The following is a 17,038-nucleotide window of genomic DNA, read 5'->3' on the forward strand; positions in this document are numbered from 1 at the left end:
GAGAGCACTGCTGTTCGTCAGGCCTTCTGGCAGCACTCAGGCCGGCTGGTGGGCCTTGAAGCAGAACGCCATGCAATCGCGCTGAATGCTGTGTTCAGGCGCTTGCAGCCCTGAACCTGGCGGACGGGCGTCCAATCAACGCATGAACATCGCCGCACCGAAACGCCGCTTCCCCTGCCTCTTTCTGTCCCACGGTTCCCCCATGACGGCCTTGGAGGCTCATGAAACTGGCCTCTTCTGGCAGCAGTTGGGGCGCACCCTGGACGCGCGCCACGGCCGCCCCGAAGCCATTCTCATCGTCTCGGCGCACACCGCGGCTCGGCAGCCTGTCTTGCTGGCCGGCCCCCGGCATGAGGCCATCTACGACTTTGGCGGCTTCGACCCCCGACTGCGCTGCTTGCGCTACGACGCGCCGGGTGCACCATCGCTGGCCCGCGAGGTGCAAGCACTGACAGCCAAAGCAGGCCTCACCGTACATTCCTTGCCTCAGGGCGGCCTGGACCATGGCATCTGGGTTCCTTTGCGAGCCATGTATCCAGACGCCGACGTCCCCGTGCTGCCACTGGCCTTCGTGCCCAGCCAAAGCCCGAGCCAGCAGTTCGCGTTGGGCGAAGCACTTCAGTCCCTGAGCGAAACCCACGGCGCGCTGATCATGGGTAGCGGCAGCCTGACCCACAACCTGAGCTTGGTATTCGCCGGCGGCCAGATGCCGCCGATCGACGCCCCCGAGTTGCCCGCCTCGGCCACCTTCCGCGCCTGGTGGGAGGCTCGCAGTCGGGTTCGCGATTGGGAGGCCTTGCTGGACTACCGCCAACAAGCGCCGCACGCGCTGGAGATGCACCCCACGGACGAGCATCTCCTGCCCTGGTTTGTTGCCGCAGGTGCCGAGGGGCGCTTGCACGCGCCGCGACGCATCCACAGCGCCCTGACCTACGGCAGCCTCGGCATGGATGCCTACGCCTTCGGTCCGGGCGCTGACAGCCTGGCGCAGGCCCTGGCATCGGGCAAGTGCTGAGTCGGGGCTCGCCAGCGCGGCTCGCTATACTTGCGCGCGCATCAGCGTACAGCTGATGCACACCACCACCAAGCGGGCGTAGCTCAATGGCAGAGCTGAAGCTTCCCAAGCTTAAGACGAGGGTTCGATTCCCTTCGCCCGCTCCAACTTTCACCCATTGCTGATCCTTGGTGGGGTCAGTCTTGCTCCACTGCGCCTTCTGCCCCCCCCCCCAGCCCATCCGCCATGTGTTGGGTCTGGCCTGGAATGGTTTTCCTAGCGCAGTTCCAGCACCCACCCCCATCGGGAGGAAGCCCCGCATGGCGGGGCTGCGGCCCACCCCCTCCAGGAGGATGGTTGAAACCCGGCAATCGGGCGATGCTGTCGGCATGGAACTCCCCAAGCCCGACATGAATCCCTTCGCCCTTGCCGGCCGCGCCTCAAACTCTCTGCCAACACCGGCCCAGCCAGCAAGGCTTGAGCCCGGCGCCAGCGCCGAGCTCTCGAGCTGCGGGCTGGATGGCCTGGAGGTCAGCGAATCCAGCTTCGATGTCTGGGCCGCCGCCTTTGCGCAGCTGACGATGAGCGGGGACAAGCGCTGACTTGATTTGATCGCGACGCGCGCAAAGCGCACTGACGCCACGGGGTGCCAAGACCAAGTGGCCGTCTCCGACTCTGACGCCGTAGGCCCGAAACTTACTGCTTGCGAATGCGCCCCGGCTCGATCTGCGCCATGGCGCCCGCAGGGTTCTCGGACAGCCACTCGACCATGGCGTCGATGTCCACGCCCAGAGGCACGCGGTCCTTGCCCTGGCGCAACACGCTCAGGCCATCGCCGCCATCGGCCATGAAGTTGTTGACCACGACGCGGTAGTTGCGCTGCAGGTCCAGGGGTTGGCCGTCGACTTTGACCTCGGTCAGGCGAGAACTGCCATCGGCATCCTGCGTCCACTGGTAGCGCAAGCTGTGGGAAATCTGCAGCATTCGCGGCGGGGCATCACCCTTGGGCAATTGGCGCTGCAAGAGCTCCTGCAACTGTGCGCCGCTGAGGCTCATCACCACCAGCTCGTTGGCGAAGGGTTGGATGGCGAACAGATCGCTCATGGTCACGGGTCGACCAGGCTCCACTGTGAGGTCGGCGCGAATGCCACCCGGGTTCATCAGGGCGATGTCCGCTGCACCACGCTTTTTGGCGTAGGCCAGCTGAGAGTCGGCCACCAGATTGCCCAGCGTGCCATCGCCAAACGGCGCGCGAGTGCTGCGCTGAGCGCCTTGGCTCAGAGTCGCCACCGGCTTGGTACGCACCGCGGCCGTGAGGGCCGCCGCGCGCTGCACCAGGGCCACAAACGCCGGATTCGGCTGGTAAGCCGATTGCAGCACCGGATGGTTGACCGCCTGCGCATCCAGCACCTTGCCTTCGGCGTCCAAGGTCAGGCGACTTTCGGTGATCCATCCGCCGTAGCTGCCGGCTTGCACCAGCAGGCGGCCCTTGATCTTGCAGGTGTAGGCTTGGTGGGTGTGGCCACTGATGATCAGGGCATAGGCCGGATCCAGCCGGTTGGCGATGTCCACACCACGCCCTTGAATGCCCGGGCAGGCATAGCTCGGATCATTGGCGCCCCCGGCCTGGGTGGCGCCTTCGTGCATCACCGCCACCAGCAATTGCGCGCCCTCGGCACGCAGTTGTGGCACCAAGGCGTTCAGGGTGTCCGCTTCGTCAGCGAAGCGCAGGCCAGTGATGGCGCGCGGCACCACGACCAGGGGTGTGTCGCGGGTCACAGCACCCACGAAAGCGACCTTGTAGCCGCCCACCTCCTTGATCACATGGCTGGGCAGCAGGGCCCGGCCGCTGTTGGCATCCAGGAGATTGGCCGCCAGGTACGGAAAGCCCGGGCCCTTGAATTCGGGCCAGACGCAGCCATTCGCGGGGCATTCGCCGCGCGCCTTGCGCATCAGCTCAGGCAGGCCTGCATCCAACTCATGGTTGCCCAACGATGTGGCGACCAGGCCAAGTTCACCCAGCGCACTCAGGGTCGGCTCATCCTTGAGCAGGGACGAGAGCTGCGGCGAAGCGCCGATCAAATCGCCTGCAGCCACAAACACCGAGTGCTGGCGCGGCGCGCGAAGCTTTTGCAGGGCATCGGCCAGATAGGCCACGCCACCAGCGGGCTGTGGCTTGATCTCACCCGTCTGCGGATCCGGCAGCCGTGGCATCAGAGGCGTGGGTGACTTGGGCTGAATATGCCCGTGGAAATCGTTGATCGAAAAAATGCTCAACTCGCGAGGTGTCGTCGCGACCGGCGCCACGGGCGCAGCACAGCCCGCCAGGGCAAGCGCCAACAGGCTCAAAGAGGACAAGCCTGTCCAGCGCGACGCCGAACCCTGAGCGCGTGCGCGGCCCGGCGCGTGAGCGGCAAGGTGCATGAATGAAGACAAGGCAGACTCCCCAAAGCAGCAAACAGACCGATCCGACCGCGAGCGGTCTCGGCCGACAAGAATTTCACCAGCACCGTCATCGTAAAAAAGCGTCGTGACAGCGCGCCCACGTGTTCCAAGACCCGGCCAATGAGCTTTCGTCGCGAATTCACAACGCAGAACGCAGGCCACAGAAGGTGTCACGGAACTTCAACATCCCCTCGGCACAGTCCGTCCTGGAGACAGATTTGGCCGGTTTTGAGCTTCGAACACCCCCGACTTCCGGGTGCACCCGGATATCGCCAAGGCGCTCGGGAGCTGGAAAATTGGGTCATGCGATCTAGTTCCCATGCGGCCCCAGGCCCAAGCTGGAACGACAATTGAACATTCTGCCCCGTCTACCGCTTTTTTTTGAACCCGCGCGCAAACGTTTTCGAATGAAAGCTCCGCGAGCTCAGGCCGGGAAGAAAGTGTCAGACACAAGGCCCGACGTTTGACAAGAAGGACTCTCTGCAAACCGAATCCATTGTGGCTTCGATGCGGAAATCAGTCGCAAGTAAACGTTTGCGACTGCCTTCGATGTACATTTTTGTGACAAATTTTTTACGCGTATTTCAGCGCTTTTATTGGAGTAATCACGATGAGCAGCAGGCATTGGTCAGATTTTTCCCGGACGGCGCTGAGCGTCGCAGTCGCCATCGTGGCGGCCGCTCCGGCAATGGCACAGAACACGACCTCGGCCATCTCGGGGCGCATCACCAGCGCTGATGGCAAACCGGTCGCTGGCGCAGCGGTCGTGGTGCGTCATCTGGAGTCTGGCTCGGTCAACAATCTCGTGACCGACGCCGACGGTCGCTACGCAGCCCGTGGCCTGCGCGTGGGCGGCCCTTACGTCATCGTTGTGAGCAAGGGCGCTGACAAACAGACACGCGATGACGTTTTCCTGGCACTGGCTGAAACCGCCGCACTGGACTTCACCTTGGGCGGCAATGTCTTGAGCACGGTCACCGTGACCGGCAGCGCAGCCACCAAGTTCAACGCCGGTGCCCAAGGTGCCAGCAGCAATCTGAGCCGCAAGGAACTCGACGCCTACGCCTCGATTGCCCGCAATCTGCAGGACTACGCACGTACCGACCCGCGCATTTCGCAAACCGACAAAGAGCGTGGTGAGATTTCGGCGCTGGGTCAGAACGCTCGTTTCAATGCCGTGACCATTGACGGCGTTCGTACCAACGACACCTTCGGTCTCGAGTCCAATGGTCTGCCGACGGCCAAGCAGCCCATTTCGATCGACGCCATCCAGTCGGTTCAGGTGAACATCTCGAACTTCGATGTCACCCAGCAAGGCTACACCGGCGCCAACATCAATGCGGTGACCAAGTCGGGCACCAACGATTTCAAGGGCAGCGTTTACTACGTCTACCGCAACGACAAGCTGACCGGCCAACGCTACAGCCGCGCCAGCGGCTTGTACACCAACACGCCGGAGTTCAAGGAAGACACCAAGGGCTTCACCCTGGGCGGCCCCATCATCAAGGACAAGCTGTACTTCTTCGGCAGCTATGAGGAGCTGCACAGCTCGCGCACCACGCCGTCGTTCGGCCCGCTGGGCAGCAGCTTGACCAACGTCGGCATCACCCCTGAGCAAATCAGCGCGGCCACTGCAGCGGCCAAAGCCAAGGGCATGGACGTGGGCACTGCTGAAGTGCCGGCAGGCACTGAGCTGTCTGTCAAGGACACCTTGCTGAAGCTGGACTGGAACATCAGCGAGAGCCACCGCGCCAACCTGCGCTATTCCAAGACCGACCAGAAAGAACCGCTGTTCTACGGCGTGAACAACCGCTCGTTGGCGCTGAACTCTCATTGGAGCTCGGAGTCCAAGGTTCTGGAAACCTTGGTGGGCCAATGGTTTGCCGACTGGACCTCGGACTTCTCGACCGAAGTCAAGCTCTCGAACCGCGATTACAGCAAGGGCTTCCTCAACAACTCCAACCTGCCACAGGTTTCGCTGATCTGGACTACGCCCTCTCCGGCGGGCACCCAAGGCGGCAACCGTACGCTGCTGTTCGGAACCGAGGCCAGCCGCCACTTCAATGAACTGAAGACCAAGACCCTGGACGGCTATGTGGCCGGCAACCTGATTCTGGGCGACCACGAAATCAAGGCGGGTGCGGACTACAGCCGCAATGAGATCTTCAACGCCTTCCTGCAGCAAACCAAGGGCGCGTATGTGTTCCAAGGTACGGATCCTGTGGATCTGTTCACCAAGGGCATCCCGACCAGCTACTCGGTGCAACTGCCCAAGGACAGCAGCAAAACGCTGGCTGACGGTGCTGCGAACTGGACGCTGAGCAATGTGGGTCTGTTCGCCCAAGACACCTGGACCATCAATAAGAAGCTGTCCATCGTGGCAGGTCTTCGCATCGACCAGGCCAACACCAACGATCGCCCGATCAACAACCCGGATGTCAAAACCGCTTTCGGCTATGACAACTCCGTCAACATCGACGGCCAAAAGCTGATCCAGCCCCGTTTTGGCTTCAACTACTCGTTGGACGCCGTCGAGAAGAAGCGTTCGCAAGTCCGTGGCGGCTTCGGCCTGTTCCAAGGCTCAGCCGCCAATGTGTGGCTGACCAATCCTTACCAAAACACGGGCATGGCCACCGCTCAGATTGCCTGCGCGAACACCGGCACACCCTGCAACACGGTCAAGTTCAGTGCAGACCCGGACAAGCAACCCGTGATCGCGGGCCAAGCTCCCATTGCCAACGTCGACATCCTGTCACCGAACGCCAAGCAGCCCTCGGTTTGGAAGTTCAATCTGGCCTATGACACTGAACTGCCTTGGTACGGACTGGTAGCCGGTGCCGAGTGGATCCACACCAAGAACAAGGACGGCATCTACTTCCGCCACCTGAACCTGGGAACCCCCACGCTGACTGGCAGCGATGGCCGTGAGATCTACTACAACGCTGCCGCACTGGGCACCAGTTGCTGGGACGGCGGATCCACGCTGATCAGCAATTGCGGCGGCAAGGTTCGCGGCAATGCCAACACCAAGTTCGGCAATGTCCTGCTGGCAGAGCGCACATCCAAGGGTGACGGCAACGCACTGACTCTGTCGCTGTCGCAGCAGAACCAGGGTTGGAGCTGGCAAGCAGCCTATACCCGCACCAGCGCCACCGAAGTCAGCCCGCTGACCTCGTCCACCGCCGGCTCCAACTACTACGCCCGCTCGGTGCTGAACCCGAACGAAGATGTCACAGCCAATTCGAGCTACCTCATCCGCGATCGCCTCAGCGCCGCGGTGAACTGGAGCAAGGCTTTCGTCGGCAGCTACAAGACGACCGTCGGTTTGTTCTACGAAGGCCGTCAAGGCAAGCCCTACAGCTGGACCTTCAACAACGACATGAACGGCGATGGCATCTTCGGCAACGACCTGATGTACATCCCCAAAGCTCCGGGCTCGGGTGAAGTTCTGTTCCACGGCAAGACTGACGCTGAACGCCAAGCCAATGAGGCCCGCTTCTGGGCTGTGGTCAACAGCAACCCGGACCTGAGTGCGGCCCGCGGCAGCGTCATCAAGCGCAACAGCAGCTTCATGCCCTTCGTGCACAGCTTCGATCTGCGTGTGAGCCAGGAAGTTCCGGGCTTTGGCAGCAAGCACAAGGGTGTCTTCACCTTCGACATCCTGAACGTGGGCAATCTGCTGAACAAGCGTTGGGGCCGTGTGGATGAGATCCTGTTCCAAGGCAGCTCGACCAGCGGTTCGGGCGGCGCCAACCCGCGCAGCTTTGTCAACTTCGCCGGCATGAAGGATGGCAAGTACGTCTACAACACCGTGGACGTTGAGGACTACACCACCCGCCAGAACAAGGGCGAATCTCAGTGGGCACTGCAAGTGACCCTGAAGTACGAGTTCTAAGAACCCACAAAGCCCTCTCCTTGGCCCTGCAGCCTTGGGGAGTCAGCGAATGCAAAAGGGGCCGCTCACGCGGCCCCTTTTTTTATGATCGCCGACTCCAGCGGGAGCTCGGCGACTCACAGCAACTCAGCTCACTTCTGGATGTCACCCAGGCAGAGGTACTTGATCTCGACGTAATCATCCATGCCGTGGTGCGCGCCCTCGCGGCCCAGGCCCGACTGCTTGACGCCGCCGAAGGGCACCTCGGCGGTGGCGATCAGGCCGGTGTTGACACCCACCATGCCGTACTCGAGCGCCTCGCCGACCCGGAAGATCCGGCCGATATCGCGGCTGTAGAAGTAGCTGGCCAGGCCGAACTCGGTGTTGTTGGCCAGGGCGATGGCCTCGGCCTCGGTCTGAAACTTGAACACCGGCGCCACCGGGCCAAAGGTCTCTTCGCGCGAGCAAAGCATCTGCGGCGTCACATCCGCCAGCAAGGTGGGCTCGAAGAACTGCGCACCCAGCTCGCTGGCACGCTTGCCGCCGCTCAGCAGTCGCGCGCCCAGGGCCAGCGCGTCGTTGACATGCGACTCCACCTTGGCCATGGCCTGCTCGTCGATCAGCGGGCCGACGTTCACGCCCGGCTCAAAGCCGTTGCCCACCTTGAGCGCGGCAACCTTGGCGCTGAGCTTGTCAAGGAAGGCCTCGTACACGCCGGCCTGCACATACAGGCGGTTGGCACAAACGCAGGTCTGGCCGGCATTGCGGTACTTGCTGGCGATGGCGCCTTCCACAGCGCTGTCGAGATCGGCGTCATCGAAGACGATGAAAGGCGCGTTACCGCCCAACTCCAGGGACAGCTTCTTGACCGTCTGCGCGCACTGGCGCATCAGGATGCGGCCGACCTCGGTCGAACCGGTGAAGGACAGATGGCGCACCACATCGCTCTCGCACAGCACATGGCCGATGGCGATGGAGTTGCTGGCGTCCGCCGTCAGCACATTGAGCACACCGGCCGGCATGCCGGCGCGCTGCGCCAGCTCGGCCACGGCCAGGGCCGACAGCGGCGTCGCTTCGGCCGGCTTGATCACCACCGTGCAGCCGGCAGCCAGCGCCGGTGCCACCTTGCGGGTGATCATGGCGATCGGAAAATTCCAGGGCGTGATGGCCGCGCACACACCCATGGCCTGCTTGATGACCAGATAGCGCTTGTTGTTGTCGGTGGTCGGGATGGTCTCGCCGTAGACCCGCTTGCCCTCTTCGGCAAACCAGTCGATGAAGCTGGCACCGTAGACCACTTCGCCGCGCGCTTCCGCCAGCGGCTTGCCCTGTTCGGCCGTCATGATGCGGGCCAGGTCGTCGGCATGCTTGTGGAGCAGCTGCGACCAGCGCATCAGGATGGCGGCGCGCTCCTTGGCCGTCTTGCTGCGCCAGGGGCCGAAGGCGTTCTGCGCCGCGGCAATCGCCGCTTCCGCATCGCCGGCGCCCAGATTGGCCACCTCGGCCAGTTGCGCGCCAGTGGCCGGGTCGACGACGGCAAAGCGTTCGCTGCCGGCCACCCACTCGCCGTTGATCAAGGCCTGGGTGCGCAGAAGGCTGGCGTCATCGAGTGCGGCCAGGGGTGAATTCTTGCTGTGGTCCATTGCAGAGGTCTCCTAGGTTCGTGGCTTCTTGGGGCCACACTCTACCTGCTTCGCCGCCACCGCTCGCCCGGACGGTGCGGCCCGCGACCTATAATCAAAAGTCCACAAAAATCAAGCATTTACCCTGTTCGAAAGACAGGGCTGCCCGCAGAAAGCCACGGAATGAAAGCAGCTGAAATTCGCCAGACGTTTCTGAAGTTTTTTGAATCCAAAGGTCACCAGATCGTGGCGTCCAGCCCCGTAGTGCCTGGCGATGACCCGACGCTGCTGTTCACCAACGCGGGCATGAACCAGTTCAAGGACGTGTTCCTGGGCTTCGACAAGCGCGCCTACAGCCGTGCCACCACCAGCCAGAAGTGCATCCGCGCTGGCGGCAAGCACAACGACCTGGACAACGTCGGCTACACCGCGCGCCACCACACCTTCTTCGAAATGCTGGGCAACTTCAGCTTCGGGGACTACTTCAAGCATGACGCCATCTCCTACGCCTGGGAGTTGCTGACCACCAAGTTCATGCTGCCGGCCGAGAAGCTCTGGGTCACCGTCTACGCCGAAGACGACGAGGCTTACGAGATCTGGAACAAGGTGGTGGGCGTGCCCGCCGAGCGCATCGTGCGCATCGGCGACAACAAGGGCGGCCGCTACATGTCCGACAACTTCTGGATGATGGGCGACACCGGCCCCTGCGGCCCCTGCACCGAAATCTTCTACGACCACGGCCCCGATGTCGCTGGTGGCCCTCCGGGCAGCCCGAACGAAGACGGCGACCGCTACATCGAGATCTGGAACAACGTCTTCATGCAGTTCAACCGGACTGAAGACGGCGTGATGCACCGCCTGCCCAAGCCCAGCGTCGACACCGGCATGGGCCTGGAGCGCCTGGCCGCCGTGCTGCAGCATGTGCACTCGAACTACGAGATCGACACCTTTGTGGCCCTGCTGGCCGCAGCCAAGGCGGCCGTGGACAGCTCGGGCGCTCAGGATTGCGACAAGGACAGCGCCTCGCTCAAGGTCATCGCCGACCACATCCGCGCTTGCAGCTTCACCATCGTCGACGGCGTGATCCCGGGCAATGAAGGTCGCGGTTATGTGCTGCGCCGCATCGCCCGCCGCGCCATCCGCCACGGCTACAAGCTGGGCGCCCGCACCCCCTTCTTCCACAAGATCGTGGCCGAGCTGGTGAACCAGATGGGCGAGGCTTACCCTGAGCTGCGCCAAGCGCAAGCGCGCGTGACCGAGGTCCTCAAGCAGGAAGAAGAGCGCTTCTTCCAGACCATCGCCAACGGCATGGAAATCCTGGAAGCCGCCCTGGTCGAGATGGGCAAGAGCGGCAGCACCGTCTTCGACGGCGAAACGGCTTTCAAGCTGCACGACACCTACGGCTTCCCCGCCGACCTGACCGCCGACGTCTGCCGCGAGCGCGGCGTGACCGTCGACCAGGCCGGCTTCGACGCCGCCATGACGCGCCAGCGCGAGCAAGCCCGTGCCGCCGGCAAGTTCAAGATGGCCGCCGGCCTCGAGTACAAGGGCCAGCCCACCGCCTTCCACGGCTACGAGCACCTGGTCTGCGAGAGCAGCAAAGTTACGGCCGTCTACGTGGACGGTGCCCTGGTCGAGCAGGCGAATGCCGGCGATGACGCCGTCGTCGTGCTGGATCACACGCCCTTCTACGCCGAGAGCGGCGGGCAGGCCGGCGATGCCGGCGAGCTGCGCAACAACAGCAGCCGCTTCGCCGTGGAAGACACGCTGAAGATCCAGGCCGATGTCTTTGGCCACCACGGCCGGGTGCTGGAAGGCAGCATCAAGGCCGGCGACAGCTTTGTCGCCCGCGTCAACGCCGAAGCCCGCGCCAAGACCGTGCGCAACCACAGCGCCACCCACCTGATGCACAAAGCCTTGCGCGAAGTGCTGGGCGCCCACGTGCAGCAAAAGGGTTCGCTGGTCAACGCCGAGCGCACCCGTTTCGACTTTGCCCACAACGCCCCGGTCACCGCCGAGCAGATCGCCAAGGTCGAGGCCATCGTCAACGCCGAGATCCTGGCCAATGCCGGCGCCAAGGCCGAGGTCATGGCGCTCGATGATGCGCAGAAGAGCGGCGCCATGATGCTGTTCGGCGAGAAGTACGGCGAGACCGTGCGCGTGCTGAGCATCGGCTCTTCCAAGGAACTCTGCGGCGGCACCCACGTCAAGGCCACCGGTGACATCGGCCTGTTCAAGATCGTGTCCGAAGGCGGCGTGGCCGCCGGCGTGCGCCGCATCGAGGCCGTCACCGGCGACAACGCCCTGGCCTATCTGCAGCAGCTGGAAGGCACGGTCAGCCGCGCCGCCCAGACTCTGAAGACCGCGCCGGCCGATCTGGAGCCGCGCCTGCAAGCCGTGCTGGACCAGGTCAAGGCCCTGGAGAAAGACCTGGCCACGGCCAAGAGCCGCCTGGCCGCCGCGCAGAGCAATGAGTTGTTGACTCAAGCTATCGATGTGAAGGGTGCCAAGGTCCTGGCCGTCACCCTCGACGGCGCCGATGCCAAGACCCTGCGCGAAACCATCGACAAGCTGCGCGACAAGATGCACTCGGCCGTGATCGTGCTGGCCGCCATCGAAGGCGAGAAGGTGCACCTGTCGGCGGGCGTCACCGCCGACTACATCGCCCGTGACCTGAAGGCCGGCGAGCTGGTCAGCTTCGTCGCCCAGCAATGCGGCGGCAAGGGCGGCGGCAAGCCCGATCTGGCCATGGCCGGCGGCACGCAGCCGGCGGCCGTGCCGGCCGCGCTGGCCTCGGTCCAGGCCTGGGTGGCAGAACGCCTGTAAACCCCCTACCATCCTCCCCACACGCAAGGGCCCAAGCGAATGGGCCCTTGTTCTTTTCAGCTGCACCCCACCAGGAGTCCGCATGAGCGACACCATTGACCACCAAAACGCCGAGCGCCTGGCCGCTCTCCTGCAGATCCTCGTGGCCGCCACCCCCGAAGACGAAACCGCCGTGCCCATCGACATGCTCGACGGCTACCTGACCGCGCTGATCTGCGGCCCGGTGGTGGTCACGCCCATCCAGGCCATGGACGCGCTGTTCGGCGAAGACTGGGCCGATGCCCTGGACGAGCAGGACGCGACCGAAGAGTTCATGAGTGTGCTGCACGAGCGCTGGAACGAGATCGCCGACAGCCTCAACCCCGAAGCTCTGGCCGCCCACCCGGAAGCCATGCAGCTGACGCCGCTGATCACCGAGTTCGACGAGGCCACCAAGGCCGACCTGCTGAGCCAGGGCGTGCTGACGGCCGAACAACTGGAACAGCTGCCGCCCAATGGACTGATGTGGGTCGAAGGCTTCATGCAAGCCGTCGATGACTTCGAAGAAGCCTGGTACGTCTTCGACAGCGAAAGCGAAGAAGGCCAGATGCTGGACGCCATGCTGATGTCCGTGGCCGCCGTGGCCATGGCCCCGGGCGAGCAGCGCGAAGCCTATATCGCCGAAGCCTACGACGAAGGCGAAGAAGTCGACCAGGACGTGTTGCTGGACGACGCCCTGTTCTCGGCCCAGGACCTGCGCCTGTTCTGGGTGCAGCAAGCCGACCGGGACGAAGCAGCCAACGACGCCGAAGGCCCTGATGCCTGAGGCTTGACACCCTGCACCTGAAGGCGGCGAGCTCAGACTCGCCGGCGACGGCGCTGCAGGGTCAGCTCACAAACGCCCAGCGCAGTTGGGCGCGCCACAGCGGCAGCGCAGCCGCCCCTCGTGGTGGCTTTCGCCGTAATCGCAGGTCAGCTCTTCGCCGGCCTCGATATCGCGCAAGGCATAGAACTCCACCCGCCCCTGGCTGATGCGCAGCACCGCGTTCGCGGCACAGCTGTGGTTGATGCAGCGCAGCGCGTCGGTGGACAAAGTGGCATCCACCGCCCGGGTTTCGGAAACCTCGACGATGTGGATGCGTTCGCGGCCCTTGGCCCGGCGGCGCGCCTCGCGCACCGAGATGGCCTCACCGCGCAGCTCGCCGATCTTGCGCCGATGCGGAATCGGCTCGGCTGCAAACACACCCAAGCCATCGATGGGGCTCTCGCCCACGCGCAAGGCGAAACGCTCGGCCGGCAAGGGCGGGCGCTTGCCCGCCGCTGCTGCGTCGGCGGGCGGCGCCTCCTGGGTCACAGATCGGGGCTCGGTGGGCAAAGCAGAGAGGCGCGGCATGGTGGCGCGATTGTCGCAGCCCCTGTCGCTGCCGCGCCGCAGTTCACCCGCTTTGCATCGGCGCCCATCGCCTCGCGCTTGACCCAGGGCCGGGCGGGCCGACATACTGGGTCGCATGACCTCCGCCGCCATTTCCGCTCGCCGCAACGCTGAACGCAGCCGCGTCAAGCATCACCCCATGCAGCAGCGTGCCATGGTGGTGGGCCGGATGCCGTCCTGCGTGGGCGCCATGCTATTGGCCCATGCACATGGACACCTGGTGGGGCTGCAACAGCGGGCAGCCCCTCACAGCTGAAGGCCCGGCCTCACCACACAAGCCTGATTCCCCCGAAAAGCCCGCTGCCACCCAGCGGGCTTTTTCTTTTCTCGCCCCGCGCATTTCAACAAGCGCTTGCTTTCCAACTCTAGGAGCCCCCGATGGAGAAGATCACGATCCGACGCAGCCAGGTTTCAGACGCCGCCGCCATGGCCCAGCTGATGTCCCACCCTGAAGTCTTCTCCGGCCTGCTGCAACTGCCCTACCCCAGCGAGGAGCTCTGGCGAGCCCGCCTGCAGGACAACGCCGTGCCCGGCAAGACCGATCTGTCCTTGGTGGCCGAGGTTCAGGGCCAGGTGCTTGGCAGCGCCGGCCTGCATCCGGCGGGCGCTTCGCTGCGTCGCCGCCACGCCATGGGCATGGGCATCTCGGTCGCCGCCGAAGCGCAGGGCCAAGGCATCGGCCGGGCCCTGATGGCCGCCTTGATCGACTATGCCGACAACTGGGGTCAGGTTTTGCGCACCGAGCTGACGGTCTATGCCGACAACGCCCGGGCAATTCGGCTCTACGAGAGCTTCGGCTTCCAGCGTGAGGGCCTGATGCGCGCCTACGCCCTGCGCAACGGGGTCTATGTCGACACCCTGGCCATGGCGCGCCTGCACCCCAATCCGCCGCGCTGGAACTGATAACGGTTCAAGCGCCCGAAAAAGCAAAAGGCCGCGAACGCGGCCTTTTGCATGAGGAATGATCACCGCGCCAGAAGCGCCGGTTTCACTCAAATTGGGCGGAACTGTGCGCGGCGCAGATCGGCCATGCGCATCTCTTCCGGCGTGGCCTGGCCTTCCACCACCACCTTGGGCAGTTGCTTGGCCGGGGCACGAACGACCGGGGCGGAACTCAGGCGCTTGCCCGTCACCACCAGGCGCGCCAGCTTGACCACTTCGCTGGCCTGCACCGGTGCCGGCGGAAAAGCCAATCCCAGGAAAGCGGCGCTGAGCGCCAGGGGCGCGGCCCAGGCACGAGAGAAGGGCTGGACTGAGTGCCTTGCCCGTGTCTTTTGACGTTGCTGCATTTCCAATACTCCCCCGCCTGCTTTGGGCGATCTGTCATCAATGGAGCGAAGTATCACCAAGGCGCAGGGTCAGCTCCAGTAAAAAGCGACGAACTGCAGTTTTGGGCGATGAGGCAGCGGTGCAGCCACCTGAATTTCGCTCCACACCCGGTGAAACCCGGGTTGATCGGCGTCAAGCATACCGAAGCTCACTCGACTTTCCCCAGAATACCCGGTAAGCAAACCATGTGTAGACCAGAATCGCCGGCAAAGTGACCAAGACCCCCCAGAGGATGACGGTCAAGGACTTGGGTGCGGCGGCGGCTTGCCAGACCGTCAGGCGGTCGATCAGCACATAGGGATAGAGGCTGTAAGCCAGGCCCAGGGCGCCCAACAACATCACGGCCACCATCAGGGCAAACGGCAGCCAGCACAGCTTGCCACGCACCCGGTGCGAGTTCAGCATGGCGCGCAAAGCCAGCAGGCTCAGCGCCGTCATCAGCGGGATGGGCAGCAAGGCGATCAGCTCGGGCATGCGGAACCAGCGCTCGCTGACCGTGGCACTGACCCAGGGCGTCATCAGCGACACGCCCGCCAGACCCAAGACCACCGCCGGCCAGGCCAGCTTGGCCCGCTGCACGGCCAGGGCCTGCACGGCGCCGTCCATCTTCATGATCAACCAGCCGGCGCCCAGCATGGCGTAGGCGGCCGCCAAGGCCAGGGCAATCAACAAGGCAAAAGCGGTGTAGCCCGGGCCCTCGGCAAAGCCGGTGATGTAGCGCGCCAGCATCCAGCCCTGGGACAGGGCCGCCAGGGCCGAGCCGAAGATGAAGCTGCCGTTCCAGAAGGGCTTCCACTCAGCCGGCGCCTTGACGCGAAAGTCAAAGGCCACGCCGCGCAGCATCAAGCCAAGCAGCATCAGCGCCACCGGCATGTAGAGCGCCTGCAGGATCAGGCCATGGGCTTTGGGAAAGGCCACCAGCAAAATGCCCACGCCCAGCACCAACCAGGTTTCGTTGGCGTCCCAGAAAGGGCCGATCGAGGCCACCATCTGGTCCTTGTGGGCATCGCTGGCGCCCAGCATCAGCAGGCCGACGCCCAGGTCGTAGCCATCCAGCACCACGTAAATCAAGAGGGACAGGCCCATCAGGCCGAGAAAGACCAAGGGCATCCAGCCGGCAGGCGTGCTCAGATCCGGGTTCGCAAAGTTCATCAGGCCCTCCATCAGGCAAAAGTGCGGCTCTGGGTCAGGCGCGAGGGCGTGCTCGGCCCATGCTCCAGCGGCTTCTCGGCCATGTACTTGAGCACGCCGACGTAAGCCACGATCAGGAACAAATACAACGTCACATAGCCCGCCAGAGTCAGGGCGATGTGCGGCGTCGGCGTGGTCGAGGCCACCTCGCTGGTGCGCAAGAGGCCGTAGACGATGAAGGGCTGGCGGCCGATCTCGGTGACATACCAGCCGGACACGGTGGCCAGCCAACCCGAGAACGCCATGCCGCTCAGACCCCAGAGCAGCGGCCGCGGCAGTTGCTCAGCCCCCCAGGCGCGGCGGCGGTACAGCCACAGGCCCGCCCAGCTGAAGGCCAGCATCAGAACGCCCGTGCCGACCATGATGCGAAAGCCGAAGAACAGCGGGGCCACCGGCGGATGCGCGCCCTTGAACTCGTCAAGGCCGCGGATCTCGCCCTCGGCTTCATGGGTCAGGATCAGGCTGGCCAGCTTCGGGATGCCGATCGCATAGTCATTGCTGCGCGACTTCTCATTCGGCCAGGCGAACAGCAGCAAGGGCGCGCCGCGTTCGGTCTGCCAGACGCCTTCCATCGCCGCCACCTTGGCCGGCTGGTGCTTGAGCGTGTTGAGCCCGTGCATATCGCCCACCAGGATCTGCAGCGGGATCAGCACCGCACCCAGCGTCAGCCCCACCCGCAGCACGCGGGAGGTGCTGGGCTGGCTCTTGCGCTTGAGCAACTGCCAGGCGCTCAGGCCGGCCAGCAAGAAGGCCACGGTCAGGCCCGAAGCCAGCAGCTTGTGGGCCAGGCGATAGGGGAAGCTGGGGTTGAAGATCACTTCGGTCCAGCTCAGCACATGGAACTCACCGTTGACGATCTCGAAGCCCTGGGGCGTTTGCATCCAGGAGTTCAAGCTCAGGATCCAGAAGGCGCTCAGGCTAGTGCCAAAGGCGACCAGAAAGGTCGCGGCCAGATGCACCCGCTCGCTGACCCGGCCATGGCCGAACAGCATCACGCCGAGGAAACTCGCCTCCAGGAAGAATGCCGTCAGCACCTCGTAGCCGAGCAGCGGCCCGGCGATATTGCCGGCCCGCTCCATGAAGCCCGGCCAGTTGGTGCCGAACTGGAAACTCATGGTGATGCCGCTGACCACGCCCAGCGCAAAGCTCAGCGCGAAGACCTTGGTCCAGAAACGGTAGGCATGGAGCCAGGCCTCCTGCTGGGTGCTCAACCAGCGCCAGCGGAAGAACAGCAGCACCCAGGCCAGGGCGATATTGATGGTGGGAAACAGGATGTGGAAGGTGATGTTGGCGGCGAACTGCATGCGGGCCAGCACCAGGGGATCGAGGGCATGAAGGGCGTCCAT

The 17,038-nt window shown here is 64.2% G+C and carries 12 protein-coding genes and 1 tRNA gene; 7 read left to right on the forward strand and 6 right to left on the reverse strand.

The window, feature by feature from the left end; translation table 11 throughout:
- Positions 1–142 precede the first annotated feature (142 nt).
- The 3 genes from AC1Q6P_RS19465 to AC1Q6P_RS19475 all read left to right on the forward strand — a co-directional run bounded on the left by AC1Q6P_RS19465 (position 143) and on the right by AC1Q6P_RS19475 (position 1,596).
- A complete protein-coding gene (locus AC1Q6P_RS19465; protein WP_492663071.1) occupies positions 143–1,015 on the forward strand; it encodes a dioxygenase family protein in 873 nt (290 codons plus the stop codon).
- Between the two features lie 72 nt (positions 1,016–1,087).
- Positions 1,088–1,161 (forward strand) — tRNA-Gly (locus AC1Q6P_RS19470).
- Positions 1,162–1,383: 222 nt separating this feature from the next.
- Positions 1,384–1,596 carry a hypothetical protein gene (locus tag AC1Q6P_RS19475; RefSeq protein WP_492663070.1) on the forward strand — a complete coding sequence of 71 codons (213 nt, stop codon included), beginning with the start codon at positions 1,384–1,386 and terminating at the stop codon, positions 1,594–1,596.
- Positions 1,597–1,690: 94 nt separating this feature from the next.
- Here the strand turns inward: AC1Q6P_RS19475 and AC1Q6P_RS19480 are convergent, their stop codons facing one another.
- Positions 1,691–3,271, reverse strand: a complete 1,581-nt coding sequence (locus AC1Q6P_RS19480; protein WP_171827853.1) for a bifunctional metallophosphatase/5'-nucleotidase — start codon at positions 3,269–3,271, stop codon at positions 1,691–1,693.
- A gap of 778 nt (positions 3,272–4,049) precedes the next feature.
- Here AC1Q6P_RS19480 and AC1Q6P_RS19485 point away from each other — a divergent pair.
- A complete protein-coding gene (locus tag AC1Q6P_RS19485) occupies positions 4,050–7,334 on the forward strand; it encodes a TonB-dependent receptor (RefSeq protein ID WP_271008782.1) in 3,285 nt (1,094 codons plus the stop codon).
- Between the two features lie 131 nt (positions 7,335–7,465).
- On the opposite strand, the gene AC1Q6P_RS19490 is transcribed toward AC1Q6P_RS19485, so the two are convergent.
- Complete coding sequence (locus tag AC1Q6P_RS19490; RefSeq protein WP_271008781.1) at positions 7,466–8,956, reverse strand: NAD-dependent succinate-semialdehyde dehydrogenase; 1,491 nt, start codon at positions 8,954–8,956, stop codon at positions 7,466–7,468.
- 162 nt (positions 8,957–9,118) lie between these two features.
- Between AC1Q6P_RS19490 and alaS the strand changes: the two genes are divergently transcribed.
- Both alaS and AC1Q6P_RS19500 read left to right on the forward strand, forming a co-directional pair.
- On the forward strand, positions 9,119–11,761 hold the full coding sequence (gene alaS / locus AC1Q6P_RS19495) for an alanine--tRNA ligase (protein WP_492663069.1): 2,643 nt from the start codon (positions 9,119–9,121) through the stop codon (positions 11,759–11,761).
- An 82-nt stretch (positions 11,762–11,843) separates the two neighbouring features.
- Entirely contained in the window at positions 11,844–12,566 is a 723-nt protein-coding gene (locus AC1Q6P_RS19500) for a UPF0149 family protein (protein ID WP_492663068.1), read from the forward strand.
- Between the two features lie 66 nt (positions 12,567–12,632).
- On the opposite strand, the gene AC1Q6P_RS19505 is transcribed toward AC1Q6P_RS19500, so the two are convergent.
- A complete protein-coding gene (locus AC1Q6P_RS19505) occupies positions 12,633–13,133 on the reverse strand; it encodes an SET domain-containing protein (RefSeq protein WP_492663067.1) in 501 nt (166 codons plus the stop codon).
- A gap of 417 nt (positions 13,134–13,550) precedes the next feature.
- On the opposite strand from AC1Q6P_RS19505, the gene AC1Q6P_RS19510 reads away from it, so the two are divergent.
- Positions 13,551–14,075, forward strand: a complete 525-nt coding sequence (locus AC1Q6P_RS19510) for a GNAT family N-acetyltransferase (protein ID WP_171827860.1) — start codon at positions 13,551–13,553, stop codon at positions 14,073–14,075.
- An 89-nt stretch (positions 14,076–14,164) separates the two neighbouring features.
- Here the strand turns inward: AC1Q6P_RS19510 and AC1Q6P_RS19515 are convergent, their stop codons facing one another.
- The 3 genes from AC1Q6P_RS19515 to AC1Q6P_RS19525 all read right to left on the reverse strand — a co-directional run bounded on the left by AC1Q6P_RS19515 (position 14,165) and on the right by AC1Q6P_RS19525 (position 17,038).
- The gene (locus tag AC1Q6P_RS19515; RefSeq protein WP_171827861.1) at positions 14,165–14,461 is read right to left on the reverse strand and encodes a hypothetical protein; all 297 of its coding nucleotides are present in this window, start codon (positions 14,459–14,461) and stop codon (positions 14,165–14,167) included.
- A 172-nt stretch (positions 14,462–14,633) separates the two neighbouring features.
- Positions 14,634–15,653: a cytochrome d ubiquinol oxidase subunit II gene (locus tag AC1Q6P_RS19520; RefSeq protein WP_492663066.1), complete on the reverse strand. Its 1,020-nt coding sequence runs from the start codon at positions 15,651–15,653 to the stop codon at positions 14,634–14,636.
- 11 nt (positions 15,654–15,664) lie between these two features.
- A complete protein-coding gene (locus AC1Q6P_RS19525) occupies positions 15,665–17,038 on the reverse strand; it encodes a cytochrome ubiquinol oxidase subunit I (protein WP_492663065.1) in 1,374 nt (457 codons plus the stop codon).

Source organism: Roseateles sp. GW835-FHT13E02, from assembly GCF_058794035.1.